This is a genomic window from Alteromonas hispanica, assembly GCF_010500915.1.
GTDB lineage: Bacteria > Pseudomonadota > Gammaproteobacteria > Enterobacterales > Alteromonadaceae > Alteromonas > Alteromonas hispanica.
In genome coordinates this window covers 65,296-86,369 of sequence record NZ_JAAAWP010000009.1, presented here as the reverse complement: position 1 = coordinate 86,369, position 21,074 = coordinate 65,296, and the positions used below count along the sequence as shown (strand labels likewise).

Here is a 21,074-nt window from a genome sequence, read left to right as displayed (position 1 = left end):
ATAAGTAAAACGTCCCCAATTTCAATTTAACTAGGGACGTTTGTACGATATCAAAACACTGATTTGGGGTTGAAGTTTAGCTACCGACAAAAATGGCTACCAGCGCTGTAAGGTCCAGTTTAATGCAATAATGGCGATGACAGAGGATGCAAACGGCATAATTGTTTTTGCATAAACATGCCAATTACGCGCAAGCATAAGGATTGGCAGAAGTACTGCAACAATGGCCAACTGGCCTATTTCTACACCAATGTTGAATGCGGCCACGCTCATTACTAGGCTGTTTGATTGTGCGTTTAATTCAGCAAAAACACTGGCGAAGCCCATGCCGTGAAGAAGACCAAACCCAAAGGTTAAAAAGCCGAGCCTAAATACCACTGGGAATATATTGTTCAGTGCCGTTAGCATAACGGAAATTGCAATGCCCAGCTCTACCCACCTGCTGTCTAGCGTTATGATATCAAGGGCGGTAGCGGTAAGCGTTATAGAGTGGGCTAGGGTGAAGGCACTCACTAAAATTACCGTGCTTTTAACAATATCTCGCTTCTTGTCTTCTTTTTTCCACGTGCGCTCATTACGCGCTAGGTTAACGGTAAGCAAGGTCGCCACTAGAAAAAGAATATGATCTAGGCCAATAAAAATATGCCAAATGCCTTGGTATACCATTTCAAAAAACTGTGTAGTGATAGAGAGAGCCGCAGGTGTTAGCGTTAATATGCGCTTATCTTCAGCTATCACTGTAGTTAAGGTTTCTTGCTCAAGCTTTATTGTTGTCAGCAGTTTATGCGTAGGCGTTACTTCAAAGATGCCTTGATACATTATGCTAATTTCAACGGTTCCTTGGCAGCTGACATTTAACGGATAAACAATAAGGGACTCGGCAGATATTGAGCGCATAGAAGGAATTGTTGTTGCAACATCGCACTTGGTTTCGCCCTGCTTTACTTGCAGCGAGGACGCGATATATTGCTCTGCAAAAGAATGATTATCTAAAACTTCACCCCACTGCAATTGCCCGTCATTATTGGAATCTAAATTAGCGGCTTGCCCAATATCCTCAGGCTTTAGCAGCAATTCCCCTTTTAAGAGTCCTCCTTGCTGATAATTCAGAGTTAAATATCCGTTACTTAACTCATGGGCAAAGCCTTTTGCAGTAAACGCAAAAAGAATAAAGAAAAATAAAATAAATCGTTGCATAACCTTGTTGAAACTCCTAGCTACTTAGTTCTGAATTTGCTTTTTCAGCCCTTTCAAGTAGTGCTTTATCGTGTTCTGTTTGCGCATACTGCCAATTCAGTTGGGCAAATTTTAGGGCGAGCTCAGGCTGAGGATCGATATCAAGATAGTAGTTTGCCACTTGCGCAGCGTGAGAGGTATCTTCTCGCCAAGCCCTTATTTTCATGCGCTCGCCTAGAAGGCGCATCTCTTTAGTGTTGTCTTCGCCTAGCGCTTTTTGTGCTTTAACCCACCGTAGTAATAACGCGTCGTCTAAGCGTGATTGGTCAGTAACATCTCGCTCTAAGGTTGAAGTGATAGTGCCATATTGACCACTAGCATAATGGGCATCGGCCCAGATGATAATGGCACTGATGGGAAGCGAAGCAATTTCAAATTCAGCCAATTGCTTTATTGCTAGTTCAGGCTGCCCAACAGAAAGAGCCATGCTTGCTAGTGTTTCTTTGAACCAAATGAATTCAGAATTTTCAAAGCTTGACGAAATGGGTGACGATGAAGAAGAAGGTAGTGATGAGTATTGTTCAAATTTTTTGAGTTTATGATACACCTCTATAGAAGGTGAGATAGCAAAATCAGCATTTAACACACAGCCAAAAGACAACATAAAGCTTGTTTTGCCCAGCAGGTGCTCGCAGTGCTGCTTCGCTTTATTTCCATTACCTTGTTGAATGCTAATGTCGGCAAGCAGCAATTGTGCAGCCGCAGAGCGAGAAACATCGATAGTATTCAAATGGCTCATGGCATCATCAAATTTATGAATGCCTTGCATGAGTTTTGCTTCAAGAATAACAACTCGTTCGAGTTGCGTTCCCCTTAAAACGGGTTGCTCAGAACGTAACTTATGTAGGAATTGGCTTACGCGCTGGCGCTCGTTTCCTGAGGCAGATAAATATCGGCTAGATGAGAGTAATTGCTCGGCTTCAAAAAGGCTTGTGAGCGCTTTTTCATCGGGTTGCCAAGTGGCGATTATGGCGTTTTTATCTATTTGATTTTTTACGGGGTGTGAGGACGCAGATTCTGCATTTGCGAATGTGGGTAGCGAAAGTAGTACTAAGGCACAAAACGTCCATAAAGATACGAACTTTGACATGATAGTTCCCTTAAAAAAAGGCCGTCCATGGCCTTGCGGTTATGCTCTTTTACGGTGACTTGTGATTAATTGTTACTTAGTCAATCAGTAAGTCGTCGAAAGCGGCATCATCGGCGTCCTGAGTAAACTCACGACCATTTACTGGCAGTGGCTTGTCGGTTGGCGCCTGATTAAACACTTCTCTCGTGTAACTAGCTACAGACAATTGCTGAGCTTCAATGGTTACTGTTACCGTGCCGGTAACCTGCTGATTAAAGCCATCGCTAACGCTAAATGTAAAGCTATCCGAGCCTGTCACTTGAGCGTTTGGCGTGTAAGTAAAGCTACCGTCTGAATTTACAGTTGCTGTACCTAACGAGCCGTCATCTGCTAGGGCAAACGTAAGAGGGTCGTTTTCAGGATCTGTTGCTGAAAGCGTGCCTTCAAATGCAATGTCTGCCTGAGTGGTTAACGCATCATCAACGGCCACTGGGGCTTCGTTGATCTCAGGCGCTTTTTCATCGTCATCGCTATCGAAACAGCCTGATAGCGCTAGCGCCAGCGACGTTGCAATCCAAATACGGTGTAGTTTTCGGTTGCTTGGTTGGTTAGTCGAATTATTCATAGTTGTGCTCCTTACTCAGAGCCAGCAATAGGCGTTCTTAGGTATGGGAATGATGAATCAATCATGCTCGCATCCACCGGTGCACCATCAGTAAATGGCACTGTACCTACGCTTGCATCTTCCGGTGTACAAAGACCTAGGTCAGTATCTTCACCTGCCACTGGGATTGGATAGCACAAACGGCCCATAACTACGCGAAGTGCAATGTCTACAACGTCATCACCTGGACGGCGACCGTTAGGGAAGCCTGCTAAATCGTCGCCCGCTACACCAAATGCCGATTGTGAATCTGCTGGTGTGGCTGGAATGCCAGTGTTTAAACGAAGCATTTCAGACGGTGTTACTGTTGCCTGCTGATTCACACCAGGGAAACCTGTTAGGAATGCGGTTACCAAGTCTGTTCTTGGGAAGTTAGTTGGTGCTAGCGTCTCAATTTCCGTACCTAGCGTAGTGTTTACCGCATCTTTAAACAGAATATTCAGTAACTCAGGTAAAGACGGATGCGTTACGTAATCCGCAAATTGACCGTCTTGACTTGGGTGCGCGCTAGAAAACTTATCTTTATCGCCAATACCAATCACGAGCTCGTTAACTAGTGGGCTACCTAAGCGAGACACTTGTGTCATTGCACCGCCGTTGACTTCAGGCTTTGCAAAAGTAGCATCTGGGTTTAGGATGCGTGCTTGCGGCAGGCTCGCCGTAGTCCAGCTTCCGATTACGCCATTGCCATCGCCAGTTACGCAGCTTGCAGGAACTTCAACAGACAATGACGTTACGTTTTTGTCAATAAGGTCATCGTTGCTGTCGCTTTGTGTAATACCGCCAGGGAAGCCTGCACCGTCGCCAGCACCCGGGGCACTATCACCTTCTACAGGTACATAGTTAACTAAGTCGAATGTTTTACCTAGGTTTACAACAAACGGGTCTTTACGCTGACCTACAAATACGCGGGCCATATCGTCACAACCTGGAATGGCAAACGAATAAATAAAGCTTTCAGCATAACGTGCGTACTCAGCTTCACTGGTAAATGTTTTATTACCGATGTAATCGAGTGGCTTCTTAAACATATCGCCCATAGCAGGCGTTAGCATAGTGCGCTCACCGCTTTGCATATCACCAGAAACCATGGTTAGCGTATACATCTCCGAGAAGTTGGCGGCGCTAGAATCGTCCGCGCTAATGCCACCTACATTTTTGAGCGGCACTTTCACCATTTTCTGATTGCCTTCAGGGCCAATCGGAAGTGCTATGCCTTCATTACCTGCAGCAAGCATATTGTTAAAATTGAATACAAAGCTAACATCCTCTACTGCATCTCCATCACTGTCGATATGAATGGCGTAATGTGCTGCAGGGTCCATAGCAAAATAGTTAGGACCGCCGTAGGCGTCTTGTAATGGAATATAGTTGGCAATGAAGGTTACATAACCTTCTCTGCCTTCTTCGTAACTGTTAAAGGCGTAAAAATCTGTACTGTCTACCGCTGGAGCGCGGGTAATGTTAGGTGCTTCTCTGTGGCTTGATGCCATTGCGCCTGCTGTTACGGCAGCGCAAGTGAGAGCAATTGCAACCGATAGTGTTTTACGTTTGAAGATTGTCATGTTTTATCTCTCTGTTTTATGAGTTCCTAAAGTTAAACGAGCGAGATGCACGACTAGATGCAAAAAAAATAAAAAAATTTAAAAAAATGTTTCAAAGGCGTAAATAAAAAGAAAAAGCCGCATATTTCATGAGAAAAATGCGGCCTTTGGAGTGGGGGGCGGTTTTTTAAACCGATAGAATAGGAGCTATATAAAGCACTTCGGTTGGCGCTCCGGTTTTAGAGCCTCCTGGGGCTTCCAAACTAATTGCAAGTGCCGCGATACTGCTGTCGAGTAAAATATCTGGCGTTGCTCTGCTATCTCCACCCATCTCAGGCATTAAACCAAGAGATATCGGTGCTTCTCCATTAGCAGGAACCATCCAAAGCTCATAGTCTTTATCTGCAATAGCGGTAAAGGCATCGGTAACTTTTACGTCCATGCTACTCGGCGATACTTCGATAACCCACAGCGGCGTATTATCCGCATTATTGACTACAGCAATATGCGATACGTCCTCGACTGGGGCTGGCTGCATGACGACTAAAAGTACGGCAAGCACCAAGGCTGCAGCAGTTGATAGCATAGAGAGCCCGCGCCAGCGATCGCGTTTTGCTCGTTCAAAATCGACAATTTGAGCAGATGTGTCGTTAGATGCAGAATGCCCAAGTCGACGCTGAATTTCCTCCCACACGGCTTTTGGCGGTTCAACCGGCTCAACAGTATCGTTAAAACCCGCTAAATACTGCTCCCATTGGGCGGTGGCATCGCTCACAGCTTGGTATTGCATCATCAATTTTTGATAACGCAAACGGGCTTTTCCACGCAGTGTTCCTACAACATATTCAGCGGCTAATGCGTTAAGCGTTTCTTCTTTCAAATAATTCATAGCGATAAACACCTTTGAAGGCTTTGTAATCCTCTTCGTATCCAACTTTTAATAGTGCCTAATGGCGAAGATAGATAATTCACCACTTCTTGGTGAGATAGACCGTTTACGTAGGCTAAATGAATGGCTTGTCGCTGCGGCCCATCTAACTCGTCGAGGCAGGCAGCAAGCTTTTGTTGCTCACCGCCTAATTGAAAAGCCTGGGGAGCGTCGGGAATGGCAGCGGCTTCATCGGTTAACTCTACCTCGTTGCGAACGTTGTGATAGCGCATTAAATCTAATGCTCTATAACGCACAATACTTACCATCCAGGTTAATACAGTTCCTTTGGTTCGCTGGTAGCTTCCCGCGTTGTGCCAAATTTTGATGTAAGCGTCTTGCGTTGCTTCATCTGCAAGCTCTGGCCGTTTGAGTAGCTTTAATGCCACCGCGTAAAGCTGAGAGCTGGTTATTTCATACAGTTTAGCAAAGGCATCTTTGTTGCCCTCTGCCGTTTTACACAACAGCGGAAACAGAGTTTCATGTTCCATTTTGGCTCCTTATATATGACTTTTTACAGTCACATGCTTAATTGTTGTTAGCCATCATAAGACTTACAGGTTTTTAATATACTAACGTCCATCTCGCCTGGTTAGATGCAAAAAAAGCACAGTAACGGTCAATATGCTCTGTTTTTGACAATAGCACGGTTAAATAAATTGTCATTATCTCCTTAAGTCTAGGCTCTCTTTCCAGTGGGTTAAGCGTTTTGACGAATGAGTTGTCAGGTGAAAAACGCGTAATGCTACCTTATTCATATTTATGCCCAGTCTTGCTTGTGTCACACTATTAAAGGTTTACTCTTATCCGTAACGCTAATTGCACCGTGGTTTGCTATAGCCGTATAAGGTTAAAGCGACGTCAGGTTAGAGCACGTTTTGTAAGAGCCAGACTGATGTTTTAAGCGTAGCCATCGAGATAATGTGTCGAATGTCTTAGTCATAAATATAGTAATAGCAATAGCAAGCATATTGGCATCAAGCGAGCCTGTTCTAAGAAATTAAATAAGCATTTAAAGAGAAAAGTGTGTCAAAAAACAAAGTAAGAGCTCAAAAGCGAGTTCGCAAAAAAAATGAAAGTAGTGAAGCAGACATGAAAAGCCAGAATACACCTGCGTCTGAATTTGGAGAGCGGGCAGGCTTTTTTCGTCGTCTTCTAGCCATGGTTTACGATGCACTTGTTGCTATTGCAGTGGGCATGTGTGCGGCAATGGTGATTATAGTCACGCTTATTATTATGTTGAAAAATGGCGCCATAGACATGCAAGGTTATGCTGAGCCAGCCGATTTCATTCAGGCCTCTACAGCATACAAACTTCTTATTCAGGTTTGGGTAGGTTTGTGGATAGCCGGCTTCTTTTTATGGTTCTGGAAACGAGGAGGGCAAACATTAGGCATGCGTGCTTGGCGGCTCCGTATTTTTAGCACAGTAGATGAGCCCGTTACCATGGGGCGTTTACTTACTCGCCTTATTGCTTCACTTTGCGGATTAGGCACGTTACTGGTGTTGTTCGATATAAAAGAAAAACAGTCGCTACAAGACAGATTAGCAAAAACCGAAGTATTAAAGCTGTCAAAAGAAGCGAATGACCATAAAAGCTGGTAGGCAAAACAGCGTTGAAAAGAGGCACACAAAGTTGCTTACAGCTCTTAAGAACAAGCATTAAAATTTAAGACTCGTTAGCAAAAGCGATGAGCAAAAGAAAAGGGCAGATATTGCCCTTTTGGCTCTCAAATCTAGCGAGTTTAAATCTAGCGAGCTTTAATCTAGCAAGTTTGCTATCTAAATCAGTTAAAGCAACGTAAGTGTGATCAGCGCCGAAGCATTATGCCAGCAATAGCGGCAAACAGCAGGCTTGGTAGAAGCGCGCCCAGAAATGGCGGTAACTGATAAACTAAACTCACAGGCCCAAACACTTCATTGAGAATAAAGAAACCAAAACCGGTTAGTACCCCCATAATGACCCGTGCTCCCATGGTAACACTTCTCAGTGGGCCAAAGATAAACGACAGTGCCATTAATAGCATCACGCCAACAGACACCGGTTGCAATATCTTGCGCCATAGAGCGAGTTCGTAGCGTGCGGGGTCCTGATCGTTACTTTCTAAATAGTTCACATAGTCTATCAAGCCGGTAATAGATAATGCTTCTGGTTTTACTGCCACTATACCCAATTTGTCTGGAGTGAGAGTTGAGCTCCAGCGCTTTCTTTCAATGTTTTCCGTTGAAATCTGTTGCTCAGTGAAAGTTGTTACATCCACGTTGTTTAGCCACCAGCCGTCGTCGTCGAACGTGCCCGTATTCGCATAGCTAATGCTTTGCAGCGAAAGGTCGGTGTTAAAGGTGTAAATGCGAATATCTTTTAACGCATCTTGGCTGAGAACCTGCCCAATGCTGACGAACCGTTCGCCATCTTTCGCCCATACAAGCTTATCAGATGAGAACAAGCTTCCCCCAGAAATGGCCTCCGTGCGGAGCTGTTTGGCTTTTGTTTCGCTTACCGGGGTTACCCACTCGCCAACAGCCATAACCACCAAAATCATAATCAGCGTCGACTTCATGGCAGAATTGATGATATTCCAGCGGCTCAGTCCTGCGGCCTGCATGACTACAAGCTCGCTATTGCTTGCAAGTACGCCCATTCCCACTAAGCCACCAATTAGGGTAGCCATAGGGAAAAACTGCTCCAAATCGCGAGGCAGGCTCAACAAAACATACAAAAATGCGAGAAGCATGTCGTAGTCGCCTTCACCAATCTTTCGCAGCTGTTCTACAAATTTTATGAGCGCGCTGAGTCCAATTAGTACGCTAAGGGTTACTGTAACTGTGCTTAATAATGTTCGTGCTACATACAAATCGAGGATCTTAAACATTTATTTTTTCCCCAATATCCAAGCACGTAACTGAGTGCCGGTTTTCCTATCGCGAACAATTAAGACAAAACCAATCACAAGCATAACGGTGTGAACCCACCACAGCCCAAGTTGAGGTGGCATTTTCCCATCTTCAAGCACGCGTCTGCTGGCTAACAGTAATAAAAAATACCCCAGGTAAAGTAATATGGCAGGGAACATTTTGCCAAATCGACCTTGCCTTGGATCAACGGCACTCAGCGGCACGGCTATAAGCACTAAAAAAGGAATAGAAAGGGGAATGGCAATACGCCATTGCAGTTCGGCTCGTGCTTCTATGCTGTCGTCATTCCACAGTTCAGTGGTTGGTAATACACTCACTTTTTTGCGAGGCTCTTCTGCAGGCTTGTCGGCAATTTGAATTTGGTATTCGTCAAACTCAACTTTTCGATAGGCGTTACCCGATTGTACGCCCTCGTACTGCACGCCTTGCTTCAGGATAAGGTTACGGGTGCCGTCTGCATTTGTTGCTACGTCACCTGTTTGTGCGTAAACCACACGCACCTGTTCTTTGCTATCGTCACTTTGATTTTGCGATAAAAAGACTCGTTTTAGTTTGTCGTTTTCATCAACGTCGTGAGCAAAAATAACTGCTTTTTCGTTGCCGGTTTGTTGAAATCTACCGGGCATAAGCGCCGAGATGCCCGCTTCGTTGCGCGCTTTTTCTCGCAGTTGATATTCGTTTTCTGCAGCAAGAGGAGCGAAATACAGTGTAATAGCGCCGGTAACAATCATAATCAGCACCGACAGGAACAGCATTACCCTCGTTATATACCATTCACTAATGCCGCAAGCGCGCATAACAGTCATTTCGCTATCAACGTATAGTCGGCCATGGGCCAGCATAATGCCGAGATAAGCGCTTATTGGCAGCACAAGAGATGATAGCATGGGGGCATAAAGACCTAAGAAGCCCAAAACCAAACCTGCGGGGATGTCGCCATCAGAAGCATCACCTAAAACACGCACAAAGCGCAAGGTGACAAAAATGGCCATTAAGATAAAGAAAATCGCTAGCTGAGATTTAAGCGTTTCCTTAAGTAAATAGCGGAATATCAGCATCTCAGTCTGCCCGGATAATTAGGAATTTTAGTGAAAGAAAGCACAATTTTGTTTAAACTTATCGTTTTTACACGTTTTGCCTGCAACCATAAACTGTTTGCATGATGTTTTGACGCTAATTTGGCCTATATTTAAGGGCAAACGCGTTCATCGCAGTGAACTTAAAAGTTATTCTGCGTATTAAAACATAAAGCAGCGCGAAACGTTACGTGATTTTAGTCATCGTGCAAACTATAAACGACGAAAAGCGAGGTAATATCGTGGAGTTTAGTGTAAAAAGTGGCAGCCCAGAAAAGCAACGTAGTGCCTGTATCGTTGTGGGCGTCTTCGAACCACGCCGTTTAACGGCAGTGGCAGAACAGCTAGACGAGATCAGCAATGGTTATATCAGCAACCTGTTGCGCCGCGGCGATTTAGAAGGCAAAGCCGGCCAGATGTTGCTGCTACACAATGTACCAAACGTCTTGAGCGAGCGGGTTTTACTTGTCGGTTGCGGAAAAGAGCGCGAATTAGACGAGCGTCAGTACAAAAATATCATTGCAAAAACAATCCAAACACTGAATGAAACTGGGTCAATGGAAGCCGTGTGCTTCTTGACCGAACTTCATGTAAAAGGCCGTGATACCTATTGGAAAGTACGCCAGGCGGTAGAAGCCACAGAAGACTCGCTGTACACATTCTTACAGCTTAAAACGAAGAAAGGTGAGCCACGTCGCCCGTTGCGCAAAATTGTCTTCAATGTTCCCACCCGTCGCGAGTTAACCGTGGGCGAGCGCGCTGTTGAACATGGTTTAGCGATTTCTCGTGGTGCCAAAGTGACAAAAGACGTGGCCAACATGCCACCCAACATTTGTAATCCAGAATATCTATGGAAACAAGCACAAGAGCTTGCGAGTCGTTATGACAGTATAACCGCTGAAGTGGTTGACGAAACGCAAATGGCAGAACTTGGTATGCAAGCTTATCTAGCGGTAGGGCGCGGCTCTGAAAATGAAAGCATGATGAGTATTATGCATCACCGTGGCGGCCCTGCAGATCAGGCGCCTATCGTGCTTGTAGGTAAAGGATTGACCTTCGACTCTGGCGGTATATCGCTTAAACCAGGCGAAGCCATGGACGAAATGAAATACGACATGGGCGGCGCTGCGGGCGTATTAGGCACAATGCACACTATTGCCGCGCTTAATTTACCCATTAATGTTGTTGGCGTGCTCGCTGGCTGTGAAAACATGCCAAGCGGCAATGCGTATCGTCCAGGTGACATTTTAACAACCATGTCGGGTCAAACCGTTGAAGTGCTAAATACCGACGCAGAAGGCCGTTTAGTGCTGTGTGATGCATTAACTTATGTAGAACGCTACGAGCCTGAGTTGGTAATTGACGTAGCAACCCTTACCGGCGCAGCCATTATTGCCCTTGGTCACCACGCTACTGCGGTGATGAGTACTCATAATCCTCTTGCCCATGAGTTACTTAACGCCTCAGAGCAAAGTTCAGACCGCGCTTGGCGTTTGCCGTTGTGGGATGATTATCAAGAGCAGTTAGAAAGCCCGTTTGCCGATATGACCAACTTAGGTGGTCGTCCGGCGGGAAGCATAACAGCGGGTTGTTTCTTGTCGCGCTTCACTAAAAAGTACAACTGGGCACACCTTGATATCGCTGGAACCGCATGGCGCAGTGGTAAAAATAAAGGTGCGACGGGGCGTCCTGTTCCTATGCTTTCTCAGTTCTTAATGAACCGAGCAGACATTAAGTTAGAGGACTAACCTAGCATGCCACAGGTTATTTTTTATCAACTAAGCGCTAGCGATAATGGCGTTGCTGGCAAAGCCAGTGAAATTGTTGCTAACGCTTTTGCTAATAAACAAAAAATGAGTGTGCTGTGCGATACGCAGGCACAAGCAGAAGAAGTTGATGAACTGCTGTGGCAACTGCCGGCGAACCGTTTTGTACCTCACAATTTATACGGTGAAGGACCACAAGCAGGTACGCCGGTAGAAATATGCTGGCAACCAGAGCAGGTTGCCCGGCGTCAAATGGTGGTAAACGTGGGTTCTGGCATGGTGCCATCGCCTAACCAACACCGCCAAATCATCGATTTTGTACCCGTGGATGAAAATGCTAAGCAAGCAGCGCGGGTGAGATACAAAAACTATCAGCAAGCTGGTTGTAGTATGCAATTTAAGTCTGCATGACGGCGCGCACCTAGCACGTTTACTTTTTCACCCAAGTTACATCAGCTTCAAAACGAGAGTCAGTAATGGATAAAACCTTCGAACCGCAGTCTATCGAGCAGCAGTGCTATAAAAAATGGGAAGACGCGGGTTTATTTAAAGCATCTGGTAGTGGTGAACCCTACTGTATTCTTCTTCCCCCGCCAAACGTGACGGGAAGTCTACACATGGGCCACGGATTTCAGCAGACCATAATGGATGCGTTAACCCGTTACCACAGAATGAAAGGCGACAACACGTTGTGGCAGGTGGGTACAGACCACGCGGGTATCGCCACGCAAATGGTAGTTGAACGCCAGTTAAATGCCCAAGGTAAAACACGCCACGATTTGGGCCGCGAAGACTTTATTAAAAAGATCTGGGAGTGGAAAGAGCAAAGTGGCGGTACTATCACCAGCCAAATGCGTCGATTAGGAACATCGCCAGATTGGTCTCGCGAAGTTTTTACTATGGACGACGATTTATCGACGGCAGTGACAGAAGTCTTCGTAAAGCTGCATGAAGAAGGGCTTATTTATCGCGGTAAGCGTCTCGTTAACTGGGACCCTGTACTGCACACCGCAGTATCCGATCTTGAAGTTCTCAACGAAGAAGAAGATGGCCACATGTGGCACATGCGCTATCCTCTTGCCGATGGTAGCGGTGAGCTTGTGGTAGCTACAACACGCCCAGAAACGATGCTAGGTGATACCGCTGTAGCTGTTCATCCCGATGATGAACGTTATCAAGGCTTTATCGGCAAAGATATTAAACTGCCAATAACAGGGCGTTTGATCCCCATAATTGCCGATGACTACGTTGATATGGAATTTGGTACAGGATGCGTGAAAATAACCCCTGCCCATGACTTTAACGACTATGACATGGGTAAGCGCCACAACCTTGCCATGATCAATATTCTTACCGACGATGCCAAAATAAATGACGATGCGCCAGAGGCATACCGCGGTTTAGATCGCTTTGACGCCCGTAAGCAAATCGTCGCCGATTTAGATAACAGTGGTGTTTTGGTAAAAGTAGAGCCGCATAAGCTTAAAGTGCCGCGTGGCGATCGCACGGGGGCGGTAATCGAGCCTTACCTTACAGACCAATGGTACGTGGCGGTAGAGTCTCTTGCCAAGCCCGCAATTGAAGCAGTAGAAAGCGGTGAAATTCGCTTTGTTCCAGAAAACTGGAACAAAACCTACTTCCAGTGGATGAATAACATTCAAGACTGGTGTATTTCTCGTCAGCTTTGGTGGGGACATCGCATTCCAGCTTGGTATGATGAGAACGGCAAGGTTTACGTAGGTCGCACCGAAGAAGAAGTACGCGCGAAAAATGACTTAGGTAGCGAGGTTACGTTAACCCAAGATAATGACGTTCTCGATACGTGGTTTTCTAGTGCGCTATGGCCTTTCGCCACTATGGGATGGCCAAAAGACACTCCCGATTTAGAGACGTTTGTTCCGTCATCTGTTTTGGTAACAGGCTTTGACATTATTTTCTTCTGGGTTGCCAGAATGATCATGATGACCAAGAAGTTTACTGGAAAAATTCCATTTAAAGACATTTACATCACAGGCCTCATACGCGATGAGAGCGGTGACAAAATGTCGAAATCAAAAGGCAACGTGCTTGACCCTATTGACCTGATTGACGGCATCGACCTCGAGTCTCTTGTTGAGAAGCGCACTGCCGGAATGATGCAGCCCCAGTTAGCTGAAAAAATCGTTAAGCGCACGCGCAAACAGTTCCCTGAAGGTATTCATGCCTACGGTACCGATGCTCTTCGCTTTACTTTTGCGGCAATGGCATCTACCAGCAGAGATATCAATTTTGATATGTCTCGCGTTGAGGGCTATCGAAACTTCTGTAACAAAATTTGGAACGCATCGCGTTTTGTTTTGATGAATACGGAAGAGCATGATACCGGTGCGAATGGCGGTGATATGGTACTCAGTTTGGCAGATCGCTGGATTTGGGCGAAGTTTCAACAGACCCTTGTTGAATTTGAGAAAGCACTTTCTGATTACCGTTTCGATATTGCTGCGCAAACTGTGTATGAATTTACTTGGAATCAATTCTGCGATTGGTACCTTGAGCTCACAAAGCCAGTGCTTAGCAATGATTCAAGTAGCGAGGCTGAAAAGCGAGGAACTCGCCATACACTCATCAACGTGCTAGAGAGCCTGATGCGACTAATGCATCCTCTTATGCCGTTTATCACCGATACTATTTGGCAGCGTGTTGTGCCGCTAAGCGCACTTAACGTTGAAGACGACGCTAGCATCATGGTGCAGCCATTCCCAGAAGTTGAAGCGGATAAGCAAGACGAGAGCGTGCTGGCCGATATTGAGTGGGTGAAGAAGTTTATTGTTGGCATTCGCAATATTCGTGGCGAAATGGATATTTCCCCAAATAAACCGCTTAATGCTTTACTCAGAAATGTGAGTGACGAAGACAAACGGCGTTTAGAGGCTGCTAAAGGTTTCTTAGATAAGTTGTCTAAACTTGAGAGCGTAACTATTCTTACTGCCGGTGAAAAAGCACCAGCGAGCGCGACGGCGCTAGTAGGAGAGATGGAAATTCTGATACCTATGGCAGGGCTTATTGATAAAGATGCAGAGCTTGCACGTATCACCAAGGCCATGGAAAAAGTTGAGAAAGACGTATCAAGAACCCGTGGCAAACTTAGCAATGAAAAGTTTGTTAGCAATGCACCTGAAGCCGTAATCGAAAAGGAACGCGGTAAGCTCGACGAGGGTGAAAAAGCGTTGGCAAAACTGAAAGAACAATATGAGACGATTGCTGCTCTCTAGAGTCGCTTAACCTTTATTGTATTCAGCAGTATATTCAACAATAAAAACGGGGCCAAATTAATGGCCCCGTTTTTTTGTCATGCCTAAATTGAATAGTTGCTGTCATCGTCTGAAGCATTTTTCGTAAGATCTCTTGCCAAGAAATACTCTAGCTTAGCTGAAAGGGCTTTTTGTTTGATAGGCTTGGTAATGTAGTCATTCATCCCCGCATCAATGGCGTTTTGCTTATCTTCTTTCATCGCGTTAGCAGACAAACCGATAATTATGATGTCTGTAAAGCCTTTTTCCCTCAGCGCCTTAGTGGCTTCATAACCATCCATAACGGGCATTTGAACATCCATGAGAATAAGGTCGTATTCTGTTGAATTCTCAACTTTTTGCACGGCTTGTTTGCCATCTTCAGCCACGTCAAAGGTTAAGCCCATATTGGTTAGCATTTCACCGGTAACCAACTGATTTATATTGTTATCTTCAACTAAAAGCACATGGCCTTCGAGTGTAATAGAAGGGGGGCTGTCCGCAGTCAACTCTGGGGCAACGTGCCCGTCTTTCTCTAGAACTTGTTTAATAAAGCGTTCAAACTGAATAGGCGTAAACGGGTGCATGATGAGTGGATTGGTCCATAGCGACGCATACTTAGCCTGAAGCGCGCTGCCCGCTGTTTCCATAATTAAACCCACAGACTTGCCTTCTTCTACTAACTCATTAAACCAACGCAAGTTCTGTCTAAAGGTACTAAAATCCGGAACGTCAATAAGAATATGTTCTGGCAAATTTGGTTGCGCTTGAGCGTCTTGTATAGAGCATGCTGCTGTTGAAGAAAGGTTAAGGTGCTGTGTGTAAGAGGCGGGCAGTAGAGGAGATGCTGTCACGTAAATACTTCCCTCAGGCAGAGCAGGGGTTTGACTCAAAATACCGCTTTGTCGGTTAACTGCTCTTAACGGTAGTGATATAAAAAACTCACTTCCCTTTCCTAGGGATGAAGATGCTCGCAGGTCTCCGTTCATCAACTCAACGAGTTGACTCACAATAGCCAAGCCAAGTCCCGTGCCGCCATACATTCTGTTAGTCGAGCCATCAGCTTGGGTGAAGGGTTTAAAGATTTTACTCAGTTGCTTTTCACTCATGCCAATGCCCGTGTCTGACACCCGCATAGAGAGAGTAAACACATCGCCATCAGCGTTCATCCCGCCATCAAATTCTATTTCAACCCGTCCTTGATCAGTGAACTTCACGGCGTTGTTACCAATATTCATAATAATTTGGGCTATGCGAAGGGGGTCGCCAATAACAGTTGCGTAAAGTGATGGGTTTACCGAGAAACGAACTGAAAGATTCTTCTCCTTGGCACGAAGGGCAATAACAGCAATTAAGTTGTCGAAAAGAGAATGCAAGGAGAAGCTAACTTCCTCAATTTTTAATTCACCGGCCTCTATTTTTGAGAAGTCTAAAATGTCATTAATAACACTTAGTAATATTTGACCCGAATACGCTGCTTTATCAAGATAGTCTCTTACCGTGTTGCTGATTGTTTGCTTTTGGGCTAGCTCGATTAAACCAATAATACCATTCATCGGCGTGCGTATTTCGTGGCTCATATTGGCTAAGAATATACTTTTCGAGGCTGTGGCTTGCTCTGCTTTGCGCTTAGACTCTCTCAACTCATTATTCAGCCGCTCTTGTTCTACATTTAAGCTTTGTGCTTCGGCCAACAACTTTTGAGTTTGACGATTTTTATCACTAAATACCATGGCGGCTCTGGAAAGCTTGCCTATCTCATCGGTGCGTTTGCTACCTGGTATATTTTCTATGGGCACGTTCTCTGAAAGTTTATTGAATACGCCGGTAATGGATTTAATGGGGCCAAGGATCCTGCCCATGGTGAATATCGCAGCGGCTAGCGCTAATAAAATTGCAAAGAGGGAAAAGAGTTCTCCCTTTTGTTGGGTAGTTTCAGCGAGTTGATAAGTATGTTGTGTGGCGGCTTCAGATGCTGCCGATACATTATTGGCCAGTTCACCGCTTAAATAAAGAAACTCTCTTGCTGACCCGGCCATAACCACGTTAACTAGAAATAAATTGCCCTGAGTAATTTGTGAAAGCGTTAAAAAATCTGACTTGAGCTTATTCACTCTGGTCTCTAACTTTCGCTTTGAAATACCGTCAACTGTGGAGACAATATCTGTTAACGGCGAGACCGATTGATTGAATAAATCTACAAAAGTAATGTCTGGTTTTATGAGATATTTCAGCGTGGCGTTCTCTGCAAGCACAAGCTGCTTAGTAATTTGCTCGTAAGTATTCACGCTAATGTCGCCGGTGTTAAGTAGGCTTGATGCCAGTCTTTGCAGCACTAAAATACTCGTTAAGGTTCCTTCAGAAACAAGGTTGTCTCTTTGTGCTCTTGCGTCTACTACTTGCTTAAAATTGAGTTGGTAGGCATCTAAATGCTCATTCATCCGCGCAAGCACGCCATTGTCCTGCGTATTTGAATAAGCAGAGTTTGACTGGGCAAGAACATCGAGTTTGTCTGAAATCGATGCCATCAGCCTCGAGAAGCGAGTAATGGCTGACGGACTGGCATTTTCTTTAAAGATAAGTACATTTCGCTGAAGGTCGACAACGTCTCGTTCTAATTCTTTTACAATGCCAACGGCATTAACTGCCTTGGTAGCAGTCTCTACACCACGATTTAATACCGCTTGGTTCTCATGGGCTATAAAGCTTTGAAAAAGGATAAGCACGATAAGTGCTAATAGCACTGTAACAAGCTGTATTCTGATTGAGGATAGCATTCAGCGCAGAGGCCTTTTTTTATTAGTTTAAGAGGTGATGAACTCGTACCACTTTTGTAAGCTGTATTCATAAGTCGGCATTACTGTATTCCAAACAGCCACATTACTAAAGCGGTTTTCATAGCTCCCGCCAGTTCGTTGTGCTCCTTTTAACACGCTTACCTTTCCATCTGTACCCGTTAAATCGGTAGCTGCTGGCTGGCCTTTATACCAGTAATCCCATTCAGCTTTGGATAGATAATTAGCTGAGCGCTCCGGGTTAGAAATATAGTAACCTTGTTTAGCGATAAAAGCACCCGGCCAGCCCGACAGCCACCAGTTCATATATTCATAGGCAACGTCTTTGCTTCGCCCTTGGGAGGCTGAAGATAAACACATAACTCCATGCCATCCTCGGTAGCCTTCTTTAGGCGCAGCGAACGTAACAGGAATGTTTTCTCCGTTTAATGTAGATACTGCGGGTGAGAACATGCTTTCAATGGCAACTCTGCCGCTTTTCATAAATTGCACTGACTCTGGTACCGATGTCCAGAAGCCGTTGAAGTGATTTAACTGAACCAGTTCTATTAGCACGCTAAATAACGCATCGAGTTCTAACTCTGTCATTGCACCAATATCATTAAATTCAACGAACCCCTTGGCCTGGGCTGCTAGGGCTAGGTCGAAAAGACCAATAGTAGGGTCGTTAACAATAGCCACCTTGCCCGAATAGCGACTGTCGAGTAACCATCCCCAGCTTTCGGCTTCGTCCTGCATAGCCTCTGGAAGATGACGTCTGTCGTATCCAAAAGAATCAACATTGTGCACATACGGCAAAAAGCTCACTGTGTCGGTGGGTGTAGCCCCTAGAGAACCATTACCCTGCACGTTTAATATTTTGTGAGGAGCGTCTCCGGCGCCCATTCTGGCATTCGCTGTGAGTTTGCCGGTTTTTGATAAATTGTTGATTTCTTCCCAATAGCGAATACGTTTCTTTTCTATTGGCTGAATAGCGCCTGCACGCCACAGAACGCCAATACTATTAGACCACTGTTCATACAAATCAAAAGATGTGGGGTTCATAGACGCTTTTTGCAGTACCGTTGCACTGCCGCCGGGCTCGAATTGAATGTTTATGCCCAAGTCTTCCATTGCTTGTTGTCGTATGGCTTCTTGCAGCGTTACATGGGTACCCATAACCTTCAGCGTAGGCTTAGGTTTACCTATAGCAAAGGGCGAAACCCCTGCAGTAATCCCCAGCGCAAGGGTACCTTTTATAAAGTTCCTACGAATGGAAGGTGAGGATGTGTTTTTACTGTCCTTTGTCATTGTAGTGTTCGTACCTTAAAACGCAGTCACAGGCGTGTATTAGCTTGTAGTAATAGAGCAGTTGCTAATGAAAGAGATTAGCAAATTACTTCAATTTTTGCGCGCTACAAATGGTATTTGCAAAACATCACTCATACAAAGCACTACTCCTACAAAACGCCATCAAACAAACTGCTTTTATATAAGGCTTTATTCACACTCATCACGATCGCACTATTTTCGATTTGTTTGTAGTGGGTTTCACCAGAGCACGGCCAAGCAACATTAAAAAACCAAAAAACAGTGTCATCCACGATAAGGATCCCCCGTGCTCCTGCACAATAACCACAGATTCTTCTACAACGTATTCATTGGTTTCACTTTCTAAAGGTACAAAAGCAAACTCAGGGTTGTCGTAGCTGTCAGAAAAGGCCACAAGTTGCTCTGTTTGCGCATCATAAAGCTCGAGTAAAATATCGTAGTCATAAGAGGGGAACCCTGAAACTAATGTGCTTTCAATCACAAAACTGTCTGTAGAATCTTCCCCGTAAATAAAGAATTCTGACGACACATGTATGGCGTCGTAAGTACCATTGCGGCCCAAATAAAGCACCGCGTAAACAGGTACATTAGCGAATATTGTGTCGGCGTCGAATTCCACCGAAAATTGTGAGTAATATCCGTCGTAATCAATATCCTGAACAAGGCCTACCCAGCTGTCGTAAATCCAGAATTCATTACTACTTACAACGGTAATACTACTCGATAACTTCGTTGTATTTGCGTACTTCTGAACGCGCTGGGCTGTTTTTAAGTCTTGCGTATCAAGTGTAGATTTTAAGTTTGACGTAGCGTGGCTAGTGCCGTTGCTGCTTTTGCTGTTCTCGCTAAAATCTGCGTTTGGAGAGGGTGAGTTTGAATCTGCTGCTTTGGTAGTTAAAGACTCAGTTAAAGACTCAGTATCTGCCCCACTCACTGGTGTTGGCTGTTCAAGGGGCGTATAAACCTTGTCATAGCGGTATTCTTGAGATGTTACTTTTTTATTTTCAGAGGCGGTGCTGCTGGTATCTTTCGTATTAGTTTGTGCATCAACATGCGCACTAAGCAATGCAAGTAGGGCAATTGTAGAAAGTATCGTTCTAGCAGATTGAATCTTCATAAATCCATCCTTTTCCAATCAATAATGACATGGTCATTGTTGACTGGAAAAGATGAACGAAAGCTGAAGTGAAACTTAATGGGTAGTTATTTATACCTTGCCCAGCATCGGGTCGGTTCGAGTTAACCTTTACTCTTCGTCGTAGAAGCTGTCGTCTTCCACGTCATTTGTTGTCTCGTTGTCTTCCCGTGGTTCGAAGTAAGTTCCCCAACCATCGTAGGTCACGTCTTGCTTGTCGGCGATTTTGAGAAGTTTATCAACATCAGCGTTAAGTAAATTAATATCTAACTTACGCTCTACCACAGCATCGAAACAAAATACGGTATCACCGTCATCTAACATCAATTCTTCTGCGTCGGTAACTTCGAAGCCTGCTTTAAAAACATCAACCGCTGCTTTTTCTAAAACATCAAAATCGGTACTGGCAAAATGATGCTCAATGGTATAATCGGCGTCGGCTTGACTGCCATCCTCTAACAGTGCATCAATCGTTTCTTGATTGAATTCATACCACTCTTCTCTTTCGTCAAATTGATTCATTTTTTTGCCTAATACGTAGCTTTTTGCTTTTGTTAATGGGCGCAAGTTTACCTGCTTTTCTCTAATTCATCGACCTGCGCATTCAACTGTTCAAATTTTTCTTTCATTTGCGCGTTGAAAATACCCATCCACTCTTTAATAGAGTGTGTTTCTGTTAGCGGTTGAGGCGCACTAATGTCGATAAGAACAACACCATTATCCCATTTATTCCAACGTACTTTTTTATGTAGATTGCTCGCAGTTACCATTACCACAGGTTCATTGGTGGTTTTTGCCAACCGAAAAGCCCCTTGTTTAAACGGCAAAATACCTCGGCCATTACTACGCGTACCTTCTGGGAACAACCATACCGAGGTTTTCTTTTTGGCAATTCGGTTTGCAGCTATGTCTAGCGTGTTTCTGGCTTTGCCTGAATTATTTCGGTCAATCATGATGTTGCCTGATAGCCAGTAAATTTGACCGAAAATAGGGATCCACTTCAGACTTTTCTTACCAATAGTCACCACACCCGGCAGGGCAGCTTTACATATTGTCATAATATCAAAGCTATTTTGGTGATTTGCAATGAATACATAGGGCTCATTAAGTTTTACTGCCGGATCTCTTCGAACAATAACTTTAAGGCCCACAATTTTAGCCATCTGGGAATATAGTGCTCCTGCAGCCTGCACGTTATCTTTGTGGAAAGGACGCAAAATGCAGACAAAAAGCAAGATTACGTTGATAACCAAAAACGCGATGAAAAGAATGGGAATGCGAAGCAAAGCGATCAAAATAACTCCTAGCAATAAATAGAGCGCGCAGTATAGAAGAAATTTCAGCGTACACTTGTCCGATGAGTTT

Annotated in this window: 17 protein-coding genes; 4 read left to right on the top strand and 13 right to left on the bottom strand. The window is 44.7% G+C overall.

The features are described 5' to 3' along the window. Window positions 1–96 precede the first annotated feature (96 nt). The 6 genes from GTW09_RS13965 to GTW09_RS13940 all read right to left on the bottom strand — a co-directional run bounded on the left by GTW09_RS13965 (window position 97) and on the right by GTW09_RS13940 (window position 5,932). Window positions 97–1,197, bottom strand: a complete 1,101-nt coding sequence (locus GTW09_RS13965; RefSeq protein WP_163112386.1) for a HupE/UreJ family protein — start codon at window positions 1,195–1,197, stop codon at window positions 97–99. Window positions 1,198–1,213: 16 nt separating this feature from the next. Continuing rightward, complete coding sequence (locus GTW09_RS13960) at window positions 1,214–2,326, bottom strand: hypothetical protein (protein WP_163112385.1); 1,113 nt, start codon at window positions 2,324–2,326, stop codon at window positions 1,214–1,216. 76 nt (window positions 2,327–2,402) lie between these two features. Next, window positions 2,403–2,930 carry an Ig-like domain-containing protein gene (locus GTW09_RS13955; protein ID WP_163112384.1) on the bottom strand — a complete coding sequence of 176 codons (528 nt, stop codon included), beginning with the start codon at window positions 2,928–2,930 and terminating at the stop codon, window positions 2,403–2,405. Window positions 2,931–2,941: 11 nt separating this feature from the next. Continuing rightward, window positions 2,942–4,534 (bottom strand): DUF4331 domain-containing protein, encoded by a 1,593-nt coding sequence (locus tag GTW09_RS13950; RefSeq protein ID WP_163112383.1) that lies wholly within the window; start codon window positions 4,532–4,534, stop codon window positions 2,942–2,944. A gap of 166 nt (window positions 4,535–4,700) precedes the next feature. After that, the gene (locus GTW09_RS13945) at window positions 4,701–5,402 is read right to left on the bottom strand and encodes an anti-sigma factor (protein WP_163112382.1); all 702 of its coding nucleotides are present in this window, start codon (window positions 5,400–5,402) and stop codon (window positions 4,701–4,703) included. Then, window positions 5,399–5,932 (bottom strand): sigma-70 family RNA polymerase sigma factor, encoded by a 534-nt coding sequence (locus tag GTW09_RS13940; RefSeq protein WP_163112381.1) that lies wholly within the window; start codon window positions 5,930–5,932, stop codon window positions 5,399–5,401. The genes GTW09_RS13945 and GTW09_RS13940 overlap by 4 nt, the downstream gene beginning before the upstream one ends. A gap of 601 nt (window positions 5,933–6,533) precedes the next feature. Between GTW09_RS13940 and GTW09_RS13935 the strand changes: the two genes are divergently transcribed. Further along, window positions 6,534–7,046, top strand: a complete 513-nt coding sequence (locus tag GTW09_RS13935) for an RDD family protein (protein WP_163112435.1) — start codon at window positions 6,534–6,536, stop codon at window positions 7,044–7,046. A gap of 206 nt (window positions 7,047–7,252) precedes the next feature. Here GTW09_RS13935 and lptG read toward each other — a convergent pair whose 3' ends face one another. Together lptG and lptF are read right to left on the bottom strand one after the other, a co-directional pair. Then, window positions 7,253–8,314, bottom strand: a complete 1,062-nt coding sequence (gene lptG / locus GTW09_RS13930) for an LPS export ABC transporter permease LptG (RefSeq protein ID WP_163112380.1) — start codon at window positions 8,312–8,314, stop codon at window positions 7,253–7,255. Continuing rightward, window positions 8,315–9,415 carry an LPS export ABC transporter permease LptF gene (gene lptF / locus GTW09_RS13925; RefSeq protein WP_163112379.1) on the bottom strand — a complete coding sequence of 367 codons (1,101 nt, stop codon included), beginning with the start codon at window positions 9,413–9,415 and terminating at the stop codon, window positions 8,315–8,317. 260 nt (window positions 9,416–9,675) lie between these two features. Between lptF and pepA the strand changes: the two genes are divergently transcribed. The 3 genes from pepA (at window position 9,676) to GTW09_RS13910 (ending at window position 14,450) form a co-directional block, all read left to right on the top strand. Further along, entirely contained in the window at window positions 9,676–11,181 is a 1,506-nt protein-coding gene (pepA, locus tag GTW09_RS13920; RefSeq protein WP_163112434.1) for a leucyl aminopeptidase, read from the top strand. A gap of 6 nt (window positions 11,182–11,187) precedes the next feature. Further along, a complete protein-coding gene (locus tag GTW09_RS13915; RefSeq protein ID WP_071980511.1) occupies window positions 11,188–11,610 on the top strand; it encodes a DNA polymerase III subunit chi in 423 nt (140 codons plus the stop codon). A 65-nt stretch (window positions 11,611–11,675) separates the two neighbouring features. Next, window positions 11,676–14,450 (top strand): valine--tRNA ligase, encoded by a 2,775-nt coding sequence (locus tag GTW09_RS13910; protein WP_163112378.1) that lies wholly within the window; start codon window positions 11,676–11,678, stop codon window positions 14,448–14,450. An 83-nt stretch (window positions 14,451–14,533) separates the two neighbouring features. Here the strand turns inward: GTW09_RS13910 and GTW09_RS13905 are convergent, their stop codons facing one another. The 5 genes from GTW09_RS13905 to GTW09_RS13885 form a co-directional block, all read right to left on the bottom strand. Next, window positions 14,534–17,245 carry an ATP-binding protein gene (locus GTW09_RS13905; protein WP_163112377.1) on the bottom strand — a complete coding sequence of 904 codons (2,712 nt, stop codon included), beginning with the start codon at window positions 17,243–17,245 and terminating at the stop codon, window positions 14,534–14,536. 27 nt (window positions 17,246–17,272) lie between these two features. Beyond that, complete coding sequence (locus GTW09_RS13900) at window positions 17,273–18,553, bottom strand: ABC transporter substrate-binding protein (protein WP_163112376.1); 1,281 nt, start codon at window positions 18,551–18,553, stop codon at window positions 17,273–17,275. Window positions 18,554–18,755: 202 nt separating this feature from the next. Next, complete coding sequence (locus tag GTW09_RS13895) at window positions 18,756–19,691, bottom strand: choice-of-anchor H family protein (protein ID WP_163112375.1); 936 nt, start codon at window positions 19,689–19,691, stop codon at window positions 18,756–18,758. Between the two features lie 129 nt (window positions 19,692–19,820). Beyond that, window positions 19,821–20,231 carry a ribonuclease E inhibitor RraB gene (gene rraB / locus GTW09_RS13890; RefSeq protein ID WP_163112374.1) on the bottom strand — a complete coding sequence of 137 codons (411 nt, stop codon included), beginning with the start codon at window positions 20,229–20,231 and terminating at the stop codon, window positions 19,821–19,823. A gap of 47 nt (window positions 20,232–20,278) precedes the next feature. Continuing rightward, window positions 20,279–21,004 (bottom strand): 1-acylglycerol-3-phosphate O-acyltransferase, encoded by a 726-nt coding sequence (locus tag GTW09_RS13885; RefSeq protein ID WP_163112373.1) that lies wholly within the window; start codon window positions 21,002–21,004, stop codon window positions 20,279–20,281. Window positions 21,005–21,074 lie beyond the last annotated feature (70 nt).

Bases quoted from the DNA above. Each gene is read 5' to 3' on its own strand.
- GTW09_RS13950 (WP_163112383.1), bottom strand. From the start codon at position 4,534: ATGACAATCTTCAAACGTAAAACACTATCGGTTGCAATTGCTCTCACT.
- GTW09_RS13895 (WP_163112375.1), bottom strand. From the start codon at position 19,691: ATGAAGATTCAATCTGCTAGAACGATACTTTCTACAATTGCCCTACTT.
- GTW09_RS13965 (WP_163112386.1), bottom strand. From the start codon at position 1,197: ATGCAACGATTTATTTTATTTTTCTTTATTCTTTTTGCGTTTACTGCA.
- GTW09_RS13935 (WP_163112435.1), top strand. From the start codon at position 6,534: ATGAAAAGCCAGAATACACCTGCGTCTGAATTTGGAGAGCGGGCAGGC.
- lptG (WP_163112380.1), bottom strand. From the start codon at position 8,314: ATGTTTAAGATCCTCGATTTGTATGTAGCACGAACATTATTAAGCACA.
- GTW09_RS13910 (WP_163112378.1), top strand. From the start codon at position 11,676: ATGGATAAAACCTTCGAACCGCAGTCTATCGAGCAGCAGTGCTATAAA.
- GTW09_RS13945 (WP_163112382.1), bottom strand. From the start codon at position 5,402: ATGAATTATTTGAAAGAAGAAACGCTTAACGCATTAGCCGCTGAATAT.
- GTW09_RS13940 (WP_163112381.1), bottom strand. From the start codon at position 5,932: ATGGAACATGAAACTCTGTTTCCGCTGTTGTGTAAAACGGCAGAGGGC.
- GTW09_RS13960 (WP_163112385.1), bottom strand. From the start codon at position 2,326: ATGTCAAAGTTCGTATCTTTATGGACGTTTTGTGCCTTAGTACTACTT.
- rraB (WP_163112374.1), bottom strand. From the start codon at position 20,231: ATGAATCAATTTGACGAAAGAGAAGAGTGGTATGAATTCAATCAAGAA.
- GTW09_RS13900 (WP_163112376.1), bottom strand. From the start codon at position 18,553: ATGACAAAGGACAGTAAAAACACATCCTCACCTTCCATTCGTAGGAAC.
- lptF (WP_163112379.1), bottom strand. From the start codon at position 9,415: ATGCTGATATTCCGCTATTTACTTAAGGAAACGCTTAAATCTCAGCTA.
- GTW09_RS13905 (WP_163112377.1), bottom strand. From the start codon at position 17,245: ATGCTATCCTCAATCAGAATACAGCTTGTTACAGTGCTATTAGCACTT.
- GTW09_RS13955 (WP_163112384.1), bottom strand. From the start codon at position 2,930: ATGAATAATTCGACTAACCAACCAAGCAACCGAAAACTACACCGTATT.
- GTW09_RS13915 (WP_071980511.1), top strand. From the start codon at position 11,188: ATGCCACAGGTTATTTTTTATCAACTAAGCGCTAGCGATAATGGCGTT.